14 protein-coding genes are annotated in these 15,543 nt (G+C 63.7%); 5 read left to right on the top strand and 9 right to left on the bottom strand.

The features are described 5' to 3' along the window. Positions 1-26: 26 nt before the first annotated feature. The gene (locus ACU8YE_RS02355) at positions 27-1,883 is read right to left on the bottom strand and encodes a methyl-accepting chemotaxis protein (RefSeq protein ID WP_232042463.1); all 1,857 of its coding nucleotides are present in this window, start codon (positions 1,881-1,883) and stop codon (positions 27-29) included. A 238-nt stretch (positions 1,884-2,121) separates the two neighbouring features. Here ACU8YE_RS02355 and ACU8YE_RS02350 point away from each other — a divergent pair, with 238 nt between their 5' ends. The 3 genes from ACU8YE_RS02350 to ACU8YE_RS02340 all read left to right on the top strand — a co-directional run bounded on the left by ACU8YE_RS02350 (position 2,122) and on the right by ACU8YE_RS02340 (position 6,845). Then, a complete protein-coding gene (locus ACU8YE_RS02350; RefSeq protein ID WP_440818241.1) occupies positions 2,122-3,018 on the top strand; it encodes a LysR substrate-binding domain-containing protein in 897 nt (298 codons plus the stop codon). A gap of 96 nt (positions 3,019-3,114) precedes the next feature. After that, positions 3,115-5,763 carry a DNA mismatch repair protein MutS gene (gene mutS / locus ACU8YE_RS02345; RefSeq protein ID WP_446928023.1) on the top strand — a complete coding sequence of 883 codons (2,649 nt, stop codon included), beginning with the start codon at positions 3,115-3,117 and terminating at the stop codon, positions 5,761-5,763. Positions 5,764-5,768: 5 nt separating this feature from the next. Next, positions 5,769-6,845: a metallophosphoesterase gene (locus ACU8YE_RS02340; RefSeq protein WP_260802687.1), complete on the top strand. Its 1,077-nt coding sequence runs from the start codon at positions 5,769-5,771 to the stop codon at positions 6,843-6,845. Positions 6,846-6,893: 48 nt separating this feature from the next. On the opposite strand, the gene ACU8YE_RS02335 is transcribed toward ACU8YE_RS02340, so the two are convergent. After that, complete coding sequence (locus ACU8YE_RS02335) at positions 6,894-7,421, bottom strand: FKBP-type peptidyl-prolyl cis-trans isomerase (RefSeq protein ID WP_147213627.1); 528 nt, start codon at positions 7,419-7,421, stop codon at positions 6,894-6,896. 11 nt (positions 7,422-7,432) lie between these two features. Between ACU8YE_RS02335 and ACU8YE_RS02330 the strand changes: the two genes are divergently transcribed. Next, positions 7,433-8,662, top strand: a complete 1,230-nt coding sequence (locus ACU8YE_RS02330; RefSeq protein WP_446928022.1) for a ribosomal protein uL16 3-hydroxylase — start codon at positions 7,433-7,435, stop codon at positions 8,660-8,662. 239 nt (positions 8,663-8,901) lie between these two features. Then, a complete protein-coding gene (locus ACU8YE_RS02325; RefSeq protein WP_446928021.1) occupies positions 8,902-9,135 on the top strand; it encodes a hypothetical protein in 234 nt (77 codons plus the stop codon). A 156-nt stretch (positions 9,136-9,291) separates the two neighbouring features. Here ACU8YE_RS02325 and ACU8YE_RS02320 read toward each other — a convergent pair whose 3' ends face one another. The 7 genes from ACU8YE_RS02320 to ACU8YE_RS02290 form a co-directional block, all read right to left on the bottom strand. Next, positions 9,292-10,077, bottom strand: coding sequence for an MBL fold metallo-hydrolase (locus ACU8YE_RS02320; protein ID WP_446928020.1), 786 nt, complete (start codon positions 10,075-10,077; stop codon positions 9,292-9,294). A 34-nt stretch (positions 10,078-10,111) separates the two neighbouring features. After that, positions 10,112-11,308 (bottom strand): outer membrane protein assembly factor BamC, encoded by a 1,197-nt coding sequence (gene bamC, locus ACU8YE_RS02315; RefSeq protein ID WP_232042456.1) that lies wholly within the window; start codon positions 11,306-11,308, stop codon positions 10,112-10,114. A gap of 71 nt (positions 11,309-11,379) precedes the next feature. Then, positions 11,380-12,264: a 4-hydroxy-tetrahydrodipicolinate synthase gene (dapA, locus tag ACU8YE_RS02310; protein WP_024976031.1), complete on the bottom strand. Its 885-nt coding sequence runs from the start codon at positions 12,262-12,264 to the stop codon at positions 11,380-11,382. Positions 12,265-12,382: 118 nt separating this feature from the next. Next, positions 12,383-12,949 carry a class I SAM-dependent methyltransferase gene (locus ACU8YE_RS02305; protein ID WP_446928019.1) on the bottom strand — a complete coding sequence of 189 codons (567 nt, stop codon included), beginning with the start codon at positions 12,947-12,949 and terminating at the stop codon, positions 12,383-12,385. 10 nt (positions 12,950-12,959) lie between these two features. Next, positions 12,960-14,162 carry a tryptophan--tRNA ligase gene (locus tag ACU8YE_RS02300; protein ID WP_232042454.1) on the bottom strand — a complete coding sequence of 401 codons (1,203 nt, stop codon included), beginning with the start codon at positions 14,160-14,162 and terminating at the stop codon, positions 12,960-12,962. Positions 14,163-14,183: 21 nt separating this feature from the next. Next, complete coding sequence (locus tag ACU8YE_RS02295; protein WP_232042453.1) at positions 14,184-14,849, bottom strand: site-2 protease family protein; 666 nt, start codon at positions 14,847-14,849, stop codon at positions 14,184-14,186. Positions 14,850-14,915: 66 nt separating this feature from the next. Next, positions 14,916-15,539 (bottom strand): L-threonylcarbamoyladenylate synthase, encoded by a 624-nt coding sequence (locus ACU8YE_RS02290; protein WP_232042452.1) that lies wholly within the window; start codon positions 15,537-15,539, stop codon positions 14,916-14,918. Between the last annotated feature and the right edge of the window lie 4 nt (positions 15,540-15,543).

Genomic DNA, 15,543 nt, shown 5'->3' with positions numbered 1-15,543 from the left:
TCAACGAGGTGAAAGTCGGTCGCAGGTCAGAACGTTTCCCAGTCCGAATCGTCTCCTGCGGCCACCAGCGGCTTCGCTTTGGTCAGGCTTGCCGGTATCACCGCCGGTGCGGGCGCACTCGTCTCGGCTCGGTCGACCGGCTTGGCCGCCGCCTTGCGCAGCACAGGCGGCTTGCGCGACGTCAGCCTGGGCTTGGCCGCATCGGTGCTCGGTTTGGCGGCCCCGCGGCGCGGCGCTTCATCCTTGGGCGCTCCCGGCGCTGCTACTGCGATTGATTTGACCGGCGCAACAACTGGCTCAACCTTGGCCACCATGGCGGGAGCACGCAGCGCATGCGCGTCGAGGCGGAATTGCGCCACCACCTGCGTCAGACTCACCGCCTGCTCTTCGAGCGATTGCGCGGCTGCGGCGGCTTGTTCCACTAACGCGGCGTTCTGCTGCGTGGCGTCGTCAAGCTGCGTGACGGCGTGGCTCACTTCTTCGATCCCCGAGCGCTGTTCCTGGCTGGCCGACGAAATCTCGCCAACGATGTCGGTCACGCGCTTCACGCTCGCAACGATTTCGCGCATAGTCGTGCCGGCCTCTTCCACCAGCGCGCTACCTGCATCCACGTTGACAACGGAATCGTCGATGAGCGCCTTGATCTCCTTGGCGGCAGCGGCGCTGCGCTGCGCGAGGCTGCGCACTTCACCAGCCACCACGGCAAAGCCCCGGCCCTGCTCACCGGCACGGGCCGCTTCCACAGCAGCATTGAGCGCGAGGATGTTGGTTTGGAAGGCAATGCCATCAATCACGCCGATGATGTCGACGATCTTGCGCGACGACGCGTTGATCGAGCCCATCGTCTCCACCACGCGCGTCACCACATCGCCGCCGCGCACGGCCACATCCGAGGCGGACGCCGCCAGTTGGTTGGCCTGCTGGGCGTTGTCGGCGTTCTGCTGCACCGTCGACATCAGCTGTTCCATGGCAGAAGCCGTTTCTTCGAGCGAGCTGGCCTGCTGTTCGGTGCGCGACGACAGATCGAGGTTGCCGCTGGCGATCTCGCGCGTGGCGGTGCCAATGGTTTCCGAGGCGCCCTTGATGCGGCCGATGGTCTGCACCAGCGCGCCGCGCATGCGGCTCATGGCGTAGAGCAGGCTGTGGTTGTCATCGGCACGGGTGGCAATTTCGACCGTCAGGTCACCGCCGGCGATGCGATTGGCCACATCCGCCGCGTAGGCAGGGTCCCCGCCGAGCGTGCGCTGCAGCCCGCGGTTCGCGATACCGCCCAGCAATACCAGCAAACCGGCCACCAGCACCAGCAGGCCGCCCGTCTGGTACAGCGAAGTCATGAACGCGGCATTGATGTCGTCCATGTAGACGCCGGTCGAGAAGACCCAGTCCCACGGCTCATAGCGCATCGCAAACGCCGTCTTGGGCACCGGCTCCGTGCCGCCGACCTTCGGCCAGACATAGCTGGTGAATCCGCCCTTGGGATCTTTGGCCGCATTGGTCAGGCCCATGTAGACCGCATTGCCCTGCGCATCCTTGAAGCCGGATTGGTCCTTGCCGACGAACTCCGGCTTGATCGGGTGCATCACCACCACATTGTTGGAGCTGGTGATGGTGAAGTAGCCGTCCTTGTCGTAGCGCAGCGCCTTGAAGCGGTCGATCGCCTCCTTCTGCGCGGCGTCTTTGGTCAACGTACCGTTCTTCGTCAGGTCGTCGTACTGCTTGACCAGGTTCATCGCCATGGTCGTCACGCTGACGAGGTTGTTCTTGCGCTCCTCCACGCGGATCTCGCGCGCCTGATACGCGTTGAATACCGAGATCAAGGTCAGCGCGACAAGGCTGATGACCAACGGCAGCCAAAGCTTTTGGCGAAAGCTGAGCTTGCTCATTCCAGAGTCTCCGGATGCGGAACCGCGAGGCGCCGTTTGCGCAAATGCGATTCCACTATGGTTTTAGGGGTCCGGATGGTCTATCGGCAGGCAGGGCCCCAATCTTGAGGGCGCGTACCCGCGCGCCGAGCGGCTGCGCGGCATTTCGGCCTTCCCACGACGACGGGGGCGGCGATTGATCTTTGCAAATCACGCTACATTGGTCAGAATTCTTTTGATTTGGAATTGACAATCGACGATGAAAACCACGCTCGAAGAACTGCTCGCCTTCCGCACGGTGGTCGATACGGGCTCCGTCACGGCCGCTGCGGAGCAACTCGGCCAGACTGTGTCGGGTGTGAGCCGGGCGCTGCGCCGCCTGGAAGAGAAGCTGGACACCACCCTGCTCTCGCGCACCACGCGGCGGCTGTCACTTACTGACGAGGGCGCGACATTTCTGGCGCAGGCGCGCAGGATCCTCGCCGCCGTCGATGAGGCCGAGGAGCAGATCGCCCTGCGCCGCCAGCAGCCAGCCGGCCGCCTGCGCGTCAACGCCGCCATGCCTTTCATGCTGCATGTGGTGGCGCCGCTGGTGCCGGACTTCCGCGCACAGTATCCGCAGATCGAGCTGGAACTGAACACCAACGACCTGATCATCGACCTGCTGGAGGAAGACACCGACGTGGCGATCCGCATCGGCACGCTGCGCGATTCCACCCTGCGTGCGCGTCTGCTCGGCACGCGGCGGCTGCGTGTTCTGGCAAGCCCCGCCTATCTGAAAGCGCACGGGCGGCCACGCAACCTGGAAGACCTGCAGAAGCACGCCCTGCTCGGCTTCGCGCAGCCGGAATCGCTCAATTTCTGGCCCCTGCGCGGCCCGCACGGCGACCGCCTGCGCATCGAACCCACGCTCAAAGCATCAAGCGGTGAAACCCTGCGCCAGCTCGCCCTGCAAGGCGCGGGCATCGTCTGTCTGGCCGACTTCATGACCGCTGAAGACCGCCGCGCCGGCGATCTTGTGCAGGTGCTGCCGGATGCCACGGTCGAGGTGCTGCAGCCGATTCACGCGGTGTACTACCGCAACACGCAACTGGCTTCGCGGATTGCGTGCTTTCTCGACTTTTTGGAAGCCAGGCTCACCGACGATGTGCGGTGATGCGCCCTCGCGGGTATGCAACAATTGCACGATTCAACACCTTCCGCGCGCGGCCTAATCGCATGACATCGGGCCGCGCGCTGCGCATTGGTACTCATGGCTGAACACTCCGCTCCGGTTCTGGAGATCGACCCGAAATACGGCCCCTTCGACAAGCACACTCCAATGATGCAACAGTACCTTCGCTTGAAGGCTGGGCATCCAGACACGCTTGTCTTCTATCGCATGGGCGACTTCTACGAGCTCTTCTTTGAAGACGCCGAAAAAGCCTCGCGCCTGCTCGATATCACGCTCACCGCACGCGGCAGCTCCAACGGGCATCCGATCCGCATGGCGGGCATCCCGTTCCACGCTGCGGAGCAATACCTCGCCAAGCTCGTCAAGCTGGGCGAATCCGTTGCGATCTGCGAGCAGATCGGGGATCCGGCCACGACCAAGGGGCCGGTCGAGCGCAAGGTCGTGCGCGTCGTCACACCCGGCACGTTGACAGACGCCGCGCTGCTCTCCGACAAGGTCAACAATCACCTACTGGCCATCGCGCACTTGCCGGGCAAGCGTGGCTCGGCACCGCTGATCGGTCTGGCGTGGCTCAACCTGGTCGGCGGCGAACTGCGCGTGATGGAGTGCAGCCCCGACCAGCTCGACCGCGAACTCGAGCGCATCCGCCCCGCTGAAGTGCTGGCCGACGATGCAACGCTGAACACCATCCAGGTGGATGTTGCCCGCACGCGCCTGCCCGATTGGCATTTCGACGTGGAAGCCGGCACCCGCCGCCTGCGCGAACAACTCGGTGTGGCGAGCCTCGTTGCTTTCGGTGCGGAAACGTTGACGGCCGCACTGGCGGCTGCCGGCGCGCTGCTCAATTACGCTGCGGCCACGCAAGGCCAGTCTCTGCGCCACGTGATCGGCTTGACCGTCGAGCATGAGAGCGAATTCATCGGCCTGGACACCGCCACGCGCCGCAACCTGGAGTTGACCGAGACGCTGCGTGGGCAGGAATCGCCGACGCTGTTCTCGCTGCTGGACACCTGCGCGACCAGCATGGGCAGCCGCCTGCTGCGCCACTGGCTGCATCATCCGCTGCGGGATCGCGCGGTGCCGCAAGCACGGCAGCAGGCGATCGAAGTGCTGCTCGGCAGCGATTGGCAAACGTTGCGTGCGACGCTGCGCACGCTCTCGGATGTGGAGCGCATTACCGGGCGACTGGCACTGCTGTCGGCGCGCCCGCGCGATCTGTCATCGTTGCGTGACACGCTCGCACGCCTGCCTGAGATTCGCGAAGAGCTGCCTCAAAGCGATGCCGCGCCGCTGCTCGCCGAGCTGTACGCCGCGCTCACCCTGCCCGAAGATGCCCACGCCCTGCTCCAGAGCGCCGTGATGGCTGAGCCCGCAGCCATGGTGCGTGACGGCGGCGTCATCGCCCGAGGCTACGACGCAGATCTTGATGAGCTGCGCGATATCTCTGAAAACTGTGGCCAGTTTCTCGTCGATCTGGAAGCCCGCGAGCGCGAGCGCACCGGCATCGCCAATCTGCGGGTCGAGTACAACCGCGTGCACGGCTTCTACATCGAAGTCACCAATGGCCAGGCCGCCAAGGTGCCCGACGATTACCGGCGTCGCCAGACGCTGAAGAACGCCGAGCGCTACATCACGCCCGAGTTGAAGGCGTTTGAAGACAAGGCCTTGTCGGCGCAAGACCGCGCGCTGTCGCGCGAAAAGCTGCTCTATGAGGAACTGCTGCAGAAGCTGCTGCCGCATCTGGCCGAGTTCAAGCGCATTGCCGCCGCGCTGGCGCAGGCCGATGTGCTCGCGACGCTGGCCGAGCGTGCGCATGCGCTGTCGTGGTCGCGTCCCATGCTGACGGATGCACCCGGCATTGAACTGACCCGCGCCCGCCATCCGGTGGTCGAACAACAAGTCGAACAGTTCGTCGCCAACGACTGCGTGCTGCAGGAGGCGCGCAAGCTGCTGCTGATCACGGGCCCGAACATGGGTGGTAAATCGACCTTCATGCGGCAAACCGCGCTGGTCGTGCTGCTCGCCTACGTGGGCGCGTTTGTGCCGGCGGAAGCAGCCGTCATCGGACCGATCGACCGCATCTTCACGCGCATCGGCGCGGCCGACGATCTGGCGGGCGGGCGCTCGACCTTCATGGTCGAGATGACCGAAGCCGCTGCCATCCTGCACCGCGCCACGCCCAACAGCCTGGTGCTGATGGACGAAATCGGCCGCGGCACGAGCACGTTTGATGGTCTGGCGCTCGCCTGGGCAATTGCGCGCCACCTGCTGTCGCACAACCGCAGCCACACGCTATTCGCCACGCACTATTTCGAGCTGACGCAACTGCCGCAGGAGTTTGCACAGGCCGCCAACGTGCACCTCTCCGCCGTCGAACACGGTGACGGCATCGTTTTTCTGCATGCCGTGCAGGAAGGTCCGGCCAGCCAAAGCTACGGGTTGCAGGTCGCGCAGTTGGCCGGGGTGCCGCAGCCGGTCATTCGTGCCGCACGCAAACGGCTCGCCTGGCTGGAGCAGCATTCCGCCGACACCGGCGCCACGCCCCAGCTCGACCTGTTCGCACTCGCCGCCGAAACGCCCATCGACGACGAAGACGATGCCAGCGATGAAGCCCCCGACAGCGCGCTGACGGATGCGCTCGCCGGAATCAACCCTGACGACATGACGCCGCGCGAGGCGCTCGACGCGTTGTACCGTCTCAAGGCGCTGGCAAGCCCATCCGCCTGATTCCGATGACCCGGCCCGGCGCAGCTTTCCGCACGCTCCAATGCATCGCCATAACGTTGGCGATGCTGCTGCCGATGGCTGCGCCCGCCGCGTCAAAGAGCACGAAGCCTGCAACTGACGCGCCGGCCGCCTTCACCTTCACGGTGATCGGCAATGTGCCCGAGCGCGCTGAAGATGTCGCCCCTGCGCATGCATTACTGGACGCCATCGACGCCGAACATCCGGCCTTTGTTGTCCATCTGGGCAACCTCAAGGGCCGGGATGAATCGTGCTCCGACACGCTGCTCGAAGCACGTCATGACCTGCTCGACAGCCTGATCGCCCCGGTCATCTACATCCCGGGCGACCACGACTGGAGCGACTGCCAACGCCCCGCCGCCGGCGGCTTCGACCCGGTGGAGCGCCTGTTGCGCCTGCGCGAGCTGTTCTACCCGGACGACAACACGCTCGGCCAGCGCGCCATGACCGTCATGCGCCAGTCCGATCAGGCCAAGTTCCGCAGCTACCGCGAAAACACACGCTGGACGATGAATGACGTGCTGTTCGTCACCCTCAACGTGCCCGGCGACAACAACAACTACAAGATCGCAGGCGGACGCAACGGCGAATACGAAGATCGCCTCGAAGCCAATCGCCAATGGTTAGCACGCGCCTTTGCCGTCGCGCGCCAACGCAAGATGGCCGGCGTGGTGATCATGATGCAGGCCGACCCGCTCTTTGAAGACGGATGGGAACGGCGTCGTGCGCCTAACCTGTTCGACGGCTTGCTTCGGCGGCGCTCGCATGACGGCTACCTCGCACTGAAGCGCCAGTTGCGAACGCTCACGCGCGATTACGACGGCGCCGTCCTCCTGATCCACGGCGCCAGCCAGACTTTCATGCTCGACCGTCCGCTCAAGGACGAAAACGGCCGCCCGGACTCGCACGTCATGCGCGCCCGGACCTATGGTTCGCCAGTGCTGGATCGCTGGCTGGAAGTGTCCGTCACACCAGGCCACTCGCCGCTGTTTCATCTCCGCAGCCGCCGCCTAGACAACACCCCTGCCCCGGCGCCGGAAATCACGCCAGCGCCGGTGCAATAAAAAACGGGAGCCGAAGCTCCCGTTCTTGCATCTCGATGGACTTGCCGATCAGTGCAGCGTGTGCGGCTTGTCGTCGTCTTCGTCCTCGTCCACCACTTCAAGGCCGTTTTCACCGTGCACATGGCCGTGCTCGATTTCTTCAGCCGTGGCTTCACGAACTTCCGTAACCTTCAGTTCGAAGCGCAGCGCCATGCCGGCCAGCGGGTGATTGCCGTCCAGAACAACCTTGTCTTCCGCCACGTCGGTGACGGTGTAGACGATGGCGTCTTCCTCGTCGCCATCTTCGGGCACGCCCTCGAACTGCATGCCGACTTCAAGCGGTTCCGGAAAGCGATCACGCGGCTCGATCTTGATCAGCTCTTGATCGTAGTCACCGAAGGCGTCGTCCGGCTCGAGCTGCAGTTTGGTCTCAAAGCCTTGCTCCTGGCCGTCCAGCGCTTCCTCGATTTTGGGGAACGTGCCATCATAGCCGCCGTGCAAATACACCATCGGCTCATCGGATTCCTCGATGACGTTGCCCTGCGCGTCGGACAGTTTGTAAGCCACCGACACCACCGTATTCTTCGCGATTTTCAATTGCGCACTCCATGAACGAAGTCTCATTATACGCTGCCGATGGCGGCGTCCAACCCGCTCTTCCGCTCGAGCGCCCGGCGCAACTCCTCGGCGGGCTGTCGCCGCGCGATTTCATGCGCACGCACTGGCAGAAAAAGCCTCTGCTGATCCGGCAGGCACTTTCCCCGGAAGAGATGCGTGCACTGCACTTTCCGCTATCTCCCGAACGTGTCCTTGCCCTGGCGGAGCGCCCTGACGTCGAGTCCCGCCTGATCGCGCAATCGCGCGGCCGCTGGTCGTTCAACCACGGCCCCTTCGACGAACGCCCGCTGCCTTCACGCAAGACGCGCAACTGGTCGGTGCTTGTGCAAGGCGCAAACCTCGTCGAGCCGGCGGTTGAAGCGCTCATGCAGCGCTTCCGGTTCATTCCGGACGCGCGGCTCGATGACGTGATGATCAGCTTCGCCACCGACGGCGGCGGAGTCGGCCCGCACTTCGATTCGTACGATGTGTTCCTGTTGCAGGCCCACGGCAAACGCCGCTGGCGCATTTCCGCCCAGGACGATCTCACGCTCGTCCCCGATCTGCCGCTCAAAATCCTGGCCAACTTCCAACCTGAAGAGGAATTTGTGCTTGAGCCAGGCGACATGCTGTATCTGCCCCCGCACTACGCACACGATGGCGTGGCAGAGGGAGACTGCATGACGTACTCCATCGGATTCCGCTCGCCCTCGTACCGTGAACTGGCCGGCCACTTTTTGGGCTTCCTGTCGCAAACGCTGGAAGACGATCCCAACTTCGAAGGCCGGTACGCCGATCCCGAGCAAAAACCTACCGCGCACCCCGGCGAACTGCCGGCTGCCATGGTCAAGGCCCTCGTCCAGAAACTCAATGCGTTGCGCTGGACGCCTGAACTCGTCGGCGAGTTCCTAGGCGCGTACCTTTCCGAGCCCAAGGATCACGTCGACTTCGTCACGCAACCCCGTTTGCCGCTCGCCCGTTTCACAGCCCGGGCACGCAAGGAAGGCATCGTGCTCGATGCGCGCACGCAGGCGCTGTATGACGCGCACCGATTCTGGATCAACGGCGATACGTTCGAGCCTTCGGGAACGTTGCTTGCGTGGCTTTCCGCGTTGGCGGATGCACGTCGTGCGAGCGCGGCGTCCGTCGATGCGGCGGCCGGGTTGCCGGATCTGATGGATACGCTGCATGCATGGTACGAAGAAGGCTGGCTGAGGCTGGGTGGCCCCGCACAGCGATGATTCCGCATTGAAACAGATCGTTACAAAAGCGTCTGAATCGCACGTGCGTCAGCCCCGACTCGGCTACACAGGGTAGGTAAAGGTCGCTATAATCCGACGCTAGCTTGCAGGCCGAGCAGCCCTCGTGCGGCTTGGCTGCCAGCAGAGAAGAAGGTGTAGTACCTGAGCGATAATTACCGGTAATTATTCATCGCCCTTTTTGTTGTCCGCTTTCCATATTCAGTTTAAGGATCGAAAAAATGAAAAAGTCTCTCCTGATCGCCTCGCTGATGGCTGCTGTGGCTCTGGCTGCTTGCGGTAAGAAGGAAGAAGCTGCTGCTCCGGCTGCTGCTCCGGAAGCCTCGGCTCCGGCCGCTGCTGCTCCGGCTGCTTCGGACGCTGCTGCTGCTCCGGCTGCCCCGGCCGCTTCGGACGCCGCTGCTGCTCCGGCTGCTTCGGACGCTGCTGCTTCGGCTCCGGCTGCCAAGCAATAATCGCGTTTCTCGCGAGACAAAAAAGCCGACCTTCGGGTCGGCTTTTTTTTTGGGCGCAAACTGGCGCTCGAGCATGCGGGCAGCAGTCGCGCTGGCCCTCTGTTATTCAAAGTTGTTTCTGAATCTTACAAAGCGCTCCGATCGGTCCTGCCGCACTCAAACGGTGCGCCAGGGCAACCCTTCTTCCTGATCCGCGATCGGCACGTCTCCAACGCTGGCACCCAGCGGCACTGCGATCGCCTCAGCCGCCAATAGCGGTGTGTTGTTCTGCTTGGACAGATGCGCTGCCACGACAGTATGCAAGGCGTCATGGCGCACGCGAGTGAGGATCGCGGCGGCGATGTCATTGGCCAGGTGGCCAAAATCCCCACCGATACGACGCTTCAATGACCAGGGATAGGCTGAGTTGGCCAGCATCTCCCGGTCGTGATTGCATTCCAGCACGAGGGCGTGCATGCCCGTCAGGTGGGTGCAGAGGTATTCCGTCAACATGCCGGCATCGGTAAGCACCCCCAGGCGCCGCGCACCGTCATCGAAAACAAACTGCAGTGGTTCGCGCGCGTCGTGCGGCACGGTGTACGGCAAGATTTGCAGATCGCCAACACAGAACATATCGTCGGCGCGGCAGAAACGCACGGCCGCACGGTCAGCGCCGCGCAGGTTTTCCGTGGCGCGATACGTGCCGTGGCTGGTCCAGACGGGAATATTGAATTTGGCGGCAAACGCATAGGCGCTGCCAACGTGATCGCTATGCTCGTGCGTGACGAGGATGGCGTTGAGGGATTCGGGCGTACAGCCCAGGCGTTCGAGCCGCCTCACAGTCTCGCGGATACCGAATCCGCAATCCAGCAGAATGCGCGTGCACGTCGCACCGCCCGCGGATTCGACGAGCAGCGCATTCCCTTCACTGCCGCTGCCAAGGCTGGCGAATCTCAGTGTCATCGCCCACCCAGGCAGCCGTACTGCATGATGCCGATTACCGCAGTTGCTCGTCGAGCAGCGACAGGATGCGCTTGCCGATGTCGCCGGTCTGCGCGGAGCCATCGTCGTTCTGCACCAGCACCGTCGACGACGTGCCTGCGTCCTTCACCACCACACGGTAACGCTTGGCGCGCTTGAGGTCTTCGATCTTCGTGCCCGAGAACAGGCGCGAGAAGAAGCCAGGTGCGTTGGCTTCGGCGCGCGTATCGGCGTAGCGGACGAAGTACACGCCTTGCGAGCGGTCGCGATCATCCACGGTGAAGTTCACGCGGTCCAGCGCCAGACCCACGGTACGCCAGGCGCGATCAAAAGGCTCCGGCACCTGGAGAACCGGCTGGCCATTCGATTGCGTCAGCAGCGACGGGCCGGTACGCGGGGCCGGTTCAGCCTTCGTGCCGTCTTGCACCGGATGCGCAGCCTGCGTTTGTGCAAGCTTCTGCTGTGCGGCTTCCTTGCTGGCACCCAGACGCTGCATCAGGCGCGAGAGGAATTCGGCTTCGAGTTCGGGATCGGCCGGACGCGGTGTCCACACAGTCTGGTCCTTGGACGAACCGACCAGTTGTTCCTGCGCACCGCGGTGCGAGATGTAGACCTCGACCGTGCCATTCGGGCCCTTCTCGATGCGAGTGCGGAACTTGTCGCGTTCCGACGTCGAGTACAGACCATCGAACACCTTGCCGACAGTGCGGCGGATGATGTCCTGCGGAATCTTCGCGCGGTTCTCGGCCCAGTCGGTTTCCATGATGCCGGTCTCGGGCGAATCGATCACCAGCAGGAAACCCAGCTCTTGCCAGAAGGTGCGCAATTGCGGCCACAGAGCATCCGGCGTGGTCTTCACGACCAGCCAGCGCTGATTGCCATCGCGCTCGATGCGCATGTCGGACACGGCCGGCAGCACGTTGTCGGTGCCCGAGCCAGGCGTCGTTACCTTGGGCGCCGTCGACGTGTAGGCCGACAGCGTGGTCGTGCCCGTGTCCGGCGCGGCATAGCGGCGATCAGCCTGGATGCCGGTCAGGTCGGGCGGGATTTCAAGCGTCGGGCCCTTCTTGGCCTGCGATTTGTAATCGATGCGGTCCGGCTGCATCGCCTCATTGACGGTATCGCAACCGGAAATCAGGGCAACCGACAGCGCGGCCAGCAACAGTTGAGCGGACGTCGCCACAGCCCCGCGACGGGTTTGGTGCAGTTTCATTGACTTGCGATCCTTCAGATGAGAACGATGGCTTAAGGGCCCAGAAGCGTCTGGAAGGGGCCTTGAAACAATCAGGAGAGCAGCCCGGCATCCTTCAGGGATGCGCGCACAACCTCGTGATACTGGGGTGCCAGCGGCGTCAACGGCAGGCGGATGCCACCTTCCATCTTGCCCATGGCCTGGAGAGCCCACTTGACGGGAATCGGATTCGACTCGACGAACAGGTTCTTGTGCACCGACAGCAATTGCATGTGAATGCGGCGAGCCGTTTCCACGTCACCACGCATGGCAGCCGCGCACAGTTCGTGCATGGCACGCGGCGCCACGTTGGCTGTCACGGAAATGTTGCCGTGGCCGCCCAGCAGCATCAGCGCGATGGCCGTCGGGTCATCCCCGCTATAAATCTTGAACGAGGCCGGCGCGCCCTTGATGAGGTGCGCCGCACGGTCGATGTTGCCGGTGGCTTCCTTCACGCCGATGACGCCCGGCACTTCAGCCAGACGCAGCATGGTTTCGACCGTCATATCGGCCACCGTGCGACCCGGCACGTTGTACAGAATGACCGGCAGATCCACCGACTCGGCCACCTTGCGGAAGTGCAGGTACATCCCTTCCTGCGTCGGCTTGTTGTAGTACGGCACGACCTGGAGGGACGCATCGGCGCCCACTTGCTTAGCATAGGCCGTCAGCTCGACGGCCTCGGTCGTGGAGTTGCCGCCGGTACCCGCAATGATGGGGATGCGCTTGTTGGCCTGCTCGACCGCCACGCGGATCAGCTCACGGTGCTCTTCCACCGACACGGTCGGCGATTCGCCGCTGGTGCCGACGATCACGATGCCGTCGGTGCCTTCGGCGATGTGCCAGTCGATGAGCTTGCGCAGGGACGGAAAATCAAGGCTGCCGTCCTCGTGCATGGGCGTGACGATGGCGACGAGACTGCCGGAAATCTGGATCATGGTTTCGAAAGCAGACAAAAACGTGAACGTAAACAGTCGGATTGTACCGGATCGTCAGAACGGATTCGCCACATCTGGGACCCGCCAAGAGACGGGTAAGCCGCCGTCCTCAGCAACTTCAAAGTGCGTAGCGCGGCGCAACCGACCCGGCCGGCTCGCGAACCGCGTAAACCCGCTGCACGTAAGCTTCTCGGGGCGCTACGAGGAAGCCGTCCTCATAGCCGATCACCCGCAGTTGGCCGCGCACGGCATCGAGCAATTCGCCCGGCGCCAGCAGGAATGCCGGATTGGACGGCTTCCCGACGGTTTCGTTTCCGATGGCGAAGGTTTCGTAGATCAGGCGGCCGCCCGGCGCGACGGACGCAAGCAAGCGCGGCCAGAGCGGTCGATGCAAGTAATTCGTGACCACAACGGCATCGAAAGTGGCCCCCGCGGGCAACGGCCACGGGTTTCCTTCGATGTCGGCGACGATGGTTTGGGCGATGCCCGCGAGGCCCGAAAGCGCTGCCGCGTCACGATCGATGCCCGTCACTTGCAGGCCGCGTCCAGCAAGCCAACGTGCGTGGCGGCCGCTGCCGCAAGCCACATCCAGCACGGAGGCGCCGGCCGGTAGTTCAGCCGCCCACCGTGCCACCCACGGTGACGGCGCAGCAAGCGTGTGCGGATCCAATGCGACAGCAGACATCAACGGCCCATCAGCTATACGTCAGACCCATCGCCTCGCGCACCTCGCGCATGGTCTCTTGCGTGACCTTGCGCGCGTTATCACAGCCATCGGCGATGATGGCGCGCAGCAGCGACGGATCGTCCATGTATTTCTGGGCGCGTTCGAGCATCGGCTGTTGTTCGCGCAGAATGCCCTCGATCACAGGCTGCTTGCACTCCAGGCAGCCGATGCCGGCGCTGCGGCAGCCCTTCTGCACCCACTCTTTCGTGTCGGCGTCGGAGTAGACCTGGTGCAGTTGCCAGACCGGGCACTTGTCCGGGTCGCCCGGATCGGTGCGGCGCACACGGGCCGGATCGGTCGGCATGGTGCGAACCTTTTTCTCGACAGTTTCCTTGTCCTCGCGCATGCGGATCGTGTTGCCGTACGACTTGGACATCTTCTGGCCATCAAGACCCGGCATGCGCGACGCCTCGGTCAGCAGCACCTGCGGCTCGGGCAGGATGATCTTGCGGGCGCCTTCCAGGTAACCAAACAGGCGTTCGCGGTCGCCCATCGAGAGGCTCTGCGACTCGGCCAGCAGCGCGCGGGCCTGCTCCAGGGCTTCGTCTTCGCCGCGCTCCTGGTAGGCCGTGCGCAGTTCCAGATACAGCTTGGCGCGCTTGCCGCCGAGCTTCTTGGCCGCTTCCAGCGCCTTCTCTTCGAAGCCCGGTTCACGACCATAGAGGTAGTTGAAGCGGCGGGCAACTTCGCGCGTCATCTCGACGTGCGGCACCTGGTCTTCACCCACGGGGACGAAGCCGGCGCGGTAAATCAGGATGTCCGCGGCCTGCAGCAACGGGTAGCCGAGGAAGCCATAGGTGGAGAGGTCTTTCTCCTTGAGCTTCTCGATCTGATCCTTGTACGTCGGCACGCGTTCAAGCCAGCCCAGCGGTGTGCCCATCGAGAGCAGCAGGAACAGCTCTGCGTGCTCGGGCACACGGCTCTGGATGAACAGCGTGGCCTGGGTGGGATCGACGCCGGCAGCCAGCCAGTCAATCAACATTTCCCACACCGATTCCGCGATCACCTCGGGCGACTCGTAATGCGTGGTCAGCGCATGCCAGTCGGCGACGAAGAAGAAGCATGGGTACTCGGCTTGCAGCCGGACCCAGTTTTTCAGGACGCCGTGGTAATGCCCCAGGTGCAGAGCACCGGTCGGACGCATGCCGGAGAGAACGCGGTCAGGAAACATGTGGGAAATGGAGTTGAAGACTCAGGAAAACAGCATCTGCAGCGGACTCAGGATCCACTGCAGCAGTTGAAACAGCAGCGCCATGATTGGGCGCATCCAGACATTGGTGATGACGTTGGAAATGATCAGTGCCATCACGATGAAAAAGCCGAACGGTTCGATGCGCGAGAGGCCAAGCGCCAGCCGAGGCGGCAGGAGTGCCGCCAGCACGCGCCCGCCATCAAGCGGCGGCAGCGGAAACATGTTGAACGCCGCCATTACCATATTGACCAGAATGCCAGCGCGCGCCATGCCGATCAGGAACGGGTCGTTCACGCCGCCTACCGCGAACACAACCGCCAGCACACCCCAGAAGATCGCCTGGACAAAGTTGGTGGCGGGCCCGGCCAGCGCCACCCACATGCCATGCCAGCGCGGATCACGCAGACGACCGAAGCGCACGGGCACCGGCTTGGCATAGCCGAACACAAACGCGCCCTTGGTGGCGAAATACAGCAGCAGCGGCATCGCAATCGTGCCGATCGGATCGATGTGCCGCAGCGGATTGATGCTGATGCGGCCCATGACATAGGCCGTATCGTCGCCGAAATGCTTGGCGACATAGCCATGCGCCGCCTCATGCAGCGTGATGGCAAACAGGACGGGAATCGCGTAAACCGCGATGTTTTGGATCAGTGTGGGGTCCATAGGCGGGCTATTGTAGCAAGCGCGCGCCGCACCACGGCGCCACCGAAGCACGCGCCAAGGCGTCGCCTACAAGCCAACGCGGGCCGGATCGCCTCGGCCACGCCTTACGAGTTCGGGCTCGCCGCTCGTCAGGTCGATGACGGTGGTGGGTTCGGCCGGGGCCGGGCCGCCGTCGATGACGAGTTCAAGCTGCTTTTCAAGCCGATCCCGAATGGTCTCGGCCTCATTGAGCGGCTCGTCATCGCCGGGCAGTTGCAGCGTGGCGGAGAGCAACGGCTCACCCAGTTCTGCCATCAGCGCCAGCGGGATCGCGTGTTCCGGTACGCGCAGGCCGATGGTCTTGCGCGACGGATGCGAAAGCCGGCGCGGCACCTCCTTGGTCGCCTCCAGCAAGAAGACGAACGGCCCCGGCGTGGCCGCCTTCAGCACGCGGTACTGCTTGTTGTCGACGCGCGCAAACGTGGCCAGCTCGGAAAGGTCACGGCACATCAGCGTGAGGTGATGCTTTTCGTCGATGCCCCGCACGCGGCGCAGGCGCTCGACGGCCGATTTGTCGTCAAGATGGCAGGCGAGTGCGTAGCAGGAATCTGTGGGCAGCGCGACAAGGCCACCGGCACGGATAATCTCCACGGCCTGGCGAACCAAGCGCCCTTGCGGCGTAGTCGGATGAATCTGGAAGAACTGGGACATGGCA

The sequence above is a fragment of the Ralstonia sp. VS2407 genome, from assembly GCF_052950655.1.
This window is presented reverse-complemented; position numbering and strand designations above follow the sequence as displayed.

Coding starts and splice junctions, on each gene's coding strand:
- ACU8YE_RS02355 (WP_232042463.1), bottom strand. CDS start 1,883: ATGAGCAAGCTCAGCTTTCGCCAAAAGCTTTGGCTGCCGTTGGTCATC.
- ACU8YE_RS02350 (WP_440818241.1), top strand. CDS start 2,122: ATGAAAACCACGCTCGAAGAACTGCTCGCCTTCCGCACGGTGGTCGAT.
- mutS (WP_446928023.1), top strand. CDS start 3,115: ATGGCTGAACACTCCGCTCCGGTTCTGGAGATCGACCCGAAATACGGC.
- ACU8YE_RS02340 (WP_260802687.1), top strand. CDS start 5,769: ATGACCCGGCCCGGCGCAGCTTTCCGCACGCTCCAATGCATCGCCATA.
- ACU8YE_RS02330 (WP_446928022.1), top strand. CDS start 7,433: ATGAACGAAGTCTCATTATACGCTGCCGATGGCGGCGTCCAACCCGCT.
- ACU8YE_RS02325 (WP_446928021.1), top strand. CDS start 8,902: ATGAAAAAGTCTCTCCTGATCGCCTCGCTGATGGCTGCTGTGGCTCTG.
- ACU8YE_RS02320 (WP_446928020.1), bottom strand. CDS start 10,077: ATGACACTGAGATTCGCCAGCCTTGGCAGCGGCAGTGAAGGGAATGCG.
- bamC (WP_232042456.1), bottom strand. CDS start 11,308: ATGAAACTGCACCAAACCCGTCGCGGGGCTGTGGCGACGTCCGCTCAA.
- dapA (WP_024976031.1), bottom strand. CDS start 12,264: ATGATCCAGATTTCCGGCAGTCTCGTCGCCATCGTCACGCCCATGCAC.
- ACU8YE_RS02305 (WP_446928019.1), bottom strand. CDS start 12,949: ATGTCTGCTGTCGCATTGGATCCGCACACGCTTGCTGCGCCGTCACCG.
- ACU8YE_RS02300 (WP_232042454.1), bottom strand. CDS start 14,162: ATGTTTCCTGACCGCGTTCTCTCCGGCATGCGTCCGACCGGTGCTCTG.
- ACU8YE_RS02295 (WP_232042453.1), bottom strand. CDS start 14,849: ATGGACCCCACACTGATCCAAAACATCGCGGTTTACGCGATTCCCGTC.
- ACU8YE_RS02290 (WP_232042452.1), bottom strand. CDS start 15,539: ATGTCCCAGTTCTTCCAGATTCATCCGACTACGCCGCAAGGGCGCTTG.